The sequence below is a fragment of the Streptomyces sp. NPDC051940 genome (assembly GCF_040680895.1).
In the GTDB taxonomy this organism is placed as follows: domain Bacteria; phylum Actinomycetota; class Actinomycetes; order Streptomycetales; family Streptomycetaceae; genus Streptomyces.
In genome coordinates this window covers 1-4,480 of the sequence record NZ_JBFAXR010000248.1, presented here as the reverse complement: position 1 = coordinate 4,480, position 4,480 = coordinate 1, and the positions used below count along the sequence as shown (strand labels likewise).

The following is a 4,480-nucleotide window of genomic DNA, read 5'->3' as shown; positions in this document are numbered from 1 at the left end:
GCACCCGCTTGCAGGAGTGACGCACTTCACATTATCGCGATGTATCGCGTTAATCGTACGAGAGGGCGCTCCGCCGGGGGTCGTCGTCGGTGACCCGGTGGGGGTGAGCCGACTCCGCTGCGCTGCGCCGGCAAGATCGCCCCGTGCCAGCGTGACCGGCACCCTTCTCAGCCCGTCCGGCGTTTGAGGACTTCGGGCGAAGCCCCGAAACGCGTCAGCCGACGCAACCGCACCTCCAGCCCGTCCGGCGTTTGAGGACTGAGGCGCGGAGCGCCGAAGCGCGCCGCAGGCGCCAGCGGAACCGGACGCGTCCGAGCGTGACCGGACCACCACCTCAGCCCGTCCGGCGTTTGAGGACGAGGCGCGCAGCGCCGACTGCGTCAGCCAGCGCTAGCCGCGCCGCGCCCGGCAAGCCCCCCACCGCGTCGCAAGACGCAAACCGCACCGAATACCCTGGGCCCCATGCCACCCCCCGCCCCGACCCCCGGAGAGACCGCCCCGGACTTCACCCTCCGCACCCAGCACGGCGAGACCGTCCGCCTCGCGGACCACCGAGGACCGGACGGCACCCCCGTACTGCTGGTCTTCTTCCCGTTCGCCTTCACGAGCGTCTGCACCGCGGAGCTGCAGGCCCTCCGCGCCGCGGAGGAAGAGCTCAAAGACGCCGACGGCCGCCCCGCGCGGCTGCTCGCGGTCAGCTGCGACCCGATGCAGTCGCTCCGCGCCTTCGCGGACCAGGAAGCCTTCGACTTCCCCCTGCTGAGTGATTTCTGGCCGCACGGCAACGTATCCCGCGCCTACGGCGTCTTCGACGAGGACAAAGGCTGCGCCGTGAGAGGCAGCTTCGTCATCGACAGACACGGCGTCGTGCGGTGGACTGTCGTCAACGGGCTGCCGGACGCGCGCGACAAGGACGAGTACGTCAAGGCCCTCGCGGGTCTGTGACAACCGAGACCTTGTTGTCCGCGGACTGCCGGACGCGAACGGACGTCGACCGGTACTTTTAGGCGCTCGGAGCTTGATACCACCAGGAGGGGAACTGTGGGAGTCAGTCTCAGCAAGGGCGGGAACGTCTCGTTGTCCAAGGAGGCGCCAGGTCTGACCGCGGTGATCGTCGGTCTCGGCTGGGACGCCCGCACCACGACCGGCTCGGACTTCGACCTCGACGCCAGCGCGCTGCTGACCGGACCGTCGGGCCAGGTCGTCTCGGACGGCCACTTCGTGTTCTTCAACAACCTGAAGAGCCCGGACGGCTCCGTGGAGCACACCGGCGACAACCTCACCGGCGAGGGCGAGGGCGACGACGAGGTCATCAAGGTCAATCTGGCCGGCGTACCGGGAGAGGTCGACAAGATCGTCTTCCCGGTCTCGATCTATGAGGCCGAGGGCCGCCAGCAGTCCTTCGGACAGGTCCGCAACGCGTACATCCGGGTCGTCAACCAGGCCGACAACAACGAGCTGGCCCGCTACGACCTGAGCGAGGACGCCTCCACCGAGACGGCGATGATCTTCGGTGAGCTGTACCGGCACGGCGCCGAGTGGAAGTTCCGCGCCATCGGCCAGGGCTACGCCTCCGGTCTGCGGGGCATCGCCCAGGACTACGGCGTCAACGTCTGAGCCGAAGGCGTCGCGGGTCCGGCGACCGAGGAGCGGCCGCCGGACGCCCGGACACCATTGATCACGTATCCGGCAGCACACGGTGCCGCACATTGCCCGCATCACGCATTGAACGTGGCGGGGAGTGTGCGGCACGCTCCACTAAGGCAACGCGAAGGACCATCGGCGCAGTAGTACGGGGAGGAAAGGCAAAACCATGGGCGTAACGCTGGCAAAGGGCGGCAACGTCTCCCTTTCGAAGGCCGCACCGAATCTCACCAAGGTCATGATCGGGCTCGGATGGGACGCCCGGTCAACCACCGGAGCCGACTTCGACCTGGATGCCAGCGCCCTGCTGTGCGGCGGCAACGGCCGGGTTCTCGGTGACCAGTACTTCATCTTCTACAACAACCTCAAGAGCCCCGAGGGCTCCGTCGAGCACACCGGCGACAACCTGACCGGCGAGGGCGAGGGCGACGACGAGTCGCTGTACATCGACCTCTCCCTCGTACCGCCGTCCTGCGAGAAGATCGTCTTCCCGGTCTCGATCCACGACGCGGACGTCCGGGGGCAGAGCTTCGGACAGGTCAGCAACGCGTTCATCCGCGTGGTCAACCAGGCCGACAACAACGAGCTGGCCCGCTACGACCTGAGCGAGGACGCCTCCACCGAGACCGCGATGATCTTCGGCGAGGTGTACCGCTACCAGGGCGAGTGGAAGTTCCGGGCGGTGGGCCAGGGGTACGCGTCCGGTCTGCGTGGCATCGCCCTAGACTTCGGAGTCAACGTTGCCTGACTTCGACCCGACGATTCGATTGGACAGATCGTGATCCTGAAAACCTTCGGCTGGTCCTTCGCGGTCACCGCGCTGGGACTGGCGGCGGCCTTCCTTTACGGAAGCTGGGAAGCCTTCGGGCTGGTCGCGATCCTGTCCATCCTCGAGATCTCCCTCTCCTTCGACAACGCGGTGGTCAACGCCGGCGTGCTCAAGAAGATGAGCGCGTTCTGGCAGAAGATGTTCCTGACGATCGGCATCCTGATCGCGGTCTTCGGCATGCGGCTGGTCTTCCCGGTCGTGATCGTCGCGGTGACGGCGAGCCTGAACCCGATCGACGCGATCGACCTCGCGCTGAACAACCACGAGAAGTACGAGCAGCTGGTCACGGACGCCCACCCGGCCATCGCGGCCTTCGGCGGCATGTTCCTGCTCATGATCTTCCTGGAGTTCATCTTCGACGAGCGTGAGCACCAGTGGCTCGGCTTCATCGAGCGCCCGCTGTCGCGCATCGGCCGGATCGACGCCATCTCCGTCTGCATCGCGCTCATCGCCCTGCTCGTCAGCGCCTTCGCCTTCGCCGAGCACGCCCACCAGTACGGCGGCGAGCACGCGGACAAGGTGGAGACGGTGCTGCTGGCCGGTATCGCGGGTCTGATCACGTATCTGGTCGTGGGCGGGCTCTCCGGCCACTTCGAGAACAAGATCGAGGAGGACGAGGAGCGCGAGCACGAGGCCGAGGAGGAGGCCGCGCGGGCGGGCAGGACGTACGAACTCCCCAAGCTCGTCGGCAAGGCCGCGTTCTTCATGTTCCTGTACCTCGAGGTGCTGGACGCGTCCTTCTCCTTCGACGGTGTGATCGGCGCCTTCGCCGTGAGCAACGACCCGATCGTCATCGCGCTCGGCCTCGGCATCGGCGCCATGTACGTCCGGTCGCTGACCGTCTACCTGGTCCGCCAGGGCACCCTGGACGACTACGTCTACCTGGAGCACGGCGCCCACTACGCGATCGGCGCACTGGCGGCCCTGCTGCTCGTCACGATCCGGTACGAGATCCCGGAGGTCGTGACCGGTCTGTTCGGCGTGGCCCTGATCGCCTGGTCGTTCTGGTCGTCGGTCCGGCGCAACCGGCGGCTCGCCGCCGAGGGGGCGGGCGAGGACGAGGAGTCCAAGTCAGAGGTTCCCTCGGGGGTCTGACCCGGGAAGGATTGGCCCTGGGGGCGGTGAACACACCGCCTCCGGGGCCCTTTTCGTGTGCGGGGGCCGCCGTGGCGGCGGGGGAGAACGGGGAGGAAGAGGGCGATGGGCTTCTGGGACACGCTGTGGGGCACGTGGCGGCGCGAGGGCGTGCCGCAGTTCGACAGCGGGGGCGCGTCGTACGCGGTGCAGCTCACCCGGCGCAATCCGGTGCTGTCCCTGACCAGGCAGGGCGCGGACCGGGGGAGCATGCGGGTCAACCTCTCCTGGCGGATGCGCACCTCGGACATGGACCTGAGCGCGGGCCGCTCGGGCGGGCTGTTCCGGCACCCCAACCGGCTCTTCCGCCCCGACGTACCGAGCCCGCAGGGGCAGGCCATGGTGAACGTCGACCTCGACCTGGCCTGCATGTACGAGCTGAAGGACGGCACCCGCGGCGTCGTCCAGCCGCTCGGCAACTTCTTCGGCGACATGAACAAGGCGCCGTACGTGAAGCTCAGCGGCGACGACCGGTTCGGCTCGGCGTCCGGCGAGACGATCTACATCAACATGGATCACCGGGCCGACTTCAAACGCCTGCTGATCTTCGTCTACATCTACGACGGCACGCCGGCCTTCGACCGCACCCACGCGGTCGTCACGCTGTACCCGAGCAACGGCCCGCGCGTCGAGATCGCCCTCGACGAACGCGCCCCGGAGGCGCGCTCGTGCGCGGTGGTCCTCATCGAGAACGTCAAGGACGAGCTGAAGGTGCGGCGCGAGGTGAGATACGTGTACGGCTTCCAGTCGGAGCTGGACCGCATGTACGGCTTCGGCACGGGAGTACGCGGCCTTCACCCGGATGCGGCTGGACGACCACGAGTACGTGATCCCGCTGGACGCGGGCGCGGCCCTCGGCGAGAGCCGTCTGGA

Annotated in this window: 5 protein-coding genes; all 5 read left to right on the top strand. The window is 67.7% G+C overall.

Annotation, left to right across the window (positions count from 1 at the left end; all coding sequences use genetic code 11):
• Window positions 1-462 precede the first annotated feature (462 nt).
• On the top strand, window positions 463-945 hold the full coding sequence (locus AB0M28_RS39940; protein ID WP_365415672.1) for a peroxiredoxin: 483 nt from the start codon (window positions 463-465) through the stop codon (window positions 943-945).
• A 96-nt stretch (window positions 946-1,041) separates the two neighbouring features.
• Window positions 1,042-1,617, top strand: a complete 576-nt coding sequence (locus tag AB0M28_RS39935) for a TerD family protein (RefSeq protein ID WP_365415670.1) — start codon at window positions 1,042-1,044, stop codon at window positions 1,615-1,617.
• A 196-nt stretch (window positions 1,618-1,813) separates the two neighbouring features.
• Entirely contained in the window at window positions 1,814-2,392 is a 579-nt protein-coding gene (locus tag AB0M28_RS39930; protein WP_365415668.1) for a TerD family protein, read from the top strand.
• A gap of 30 nt (window positions 2,393-2,422) precedes the next feature.
• Complete coding sequence (locus tag AB0M28_RS39925; protein ID WP_365415667.1) at window positions 2,423-3,568, top strand: DUF475 domain-containing protein; 1,146 nt, start codon at window positions 2,423-2,425, stop codon at window positions 3,566-3,568.
• A gap of 105 nt (window positions 3,569-3,673) precedes the next feature.
• Window positions 3,674-4,480: hypothetical protein (locus AB0M28_RS39920; protein WP_365415665.1), on the top strand; the 807-nt coding region annotated here is incomplete at its 3' end.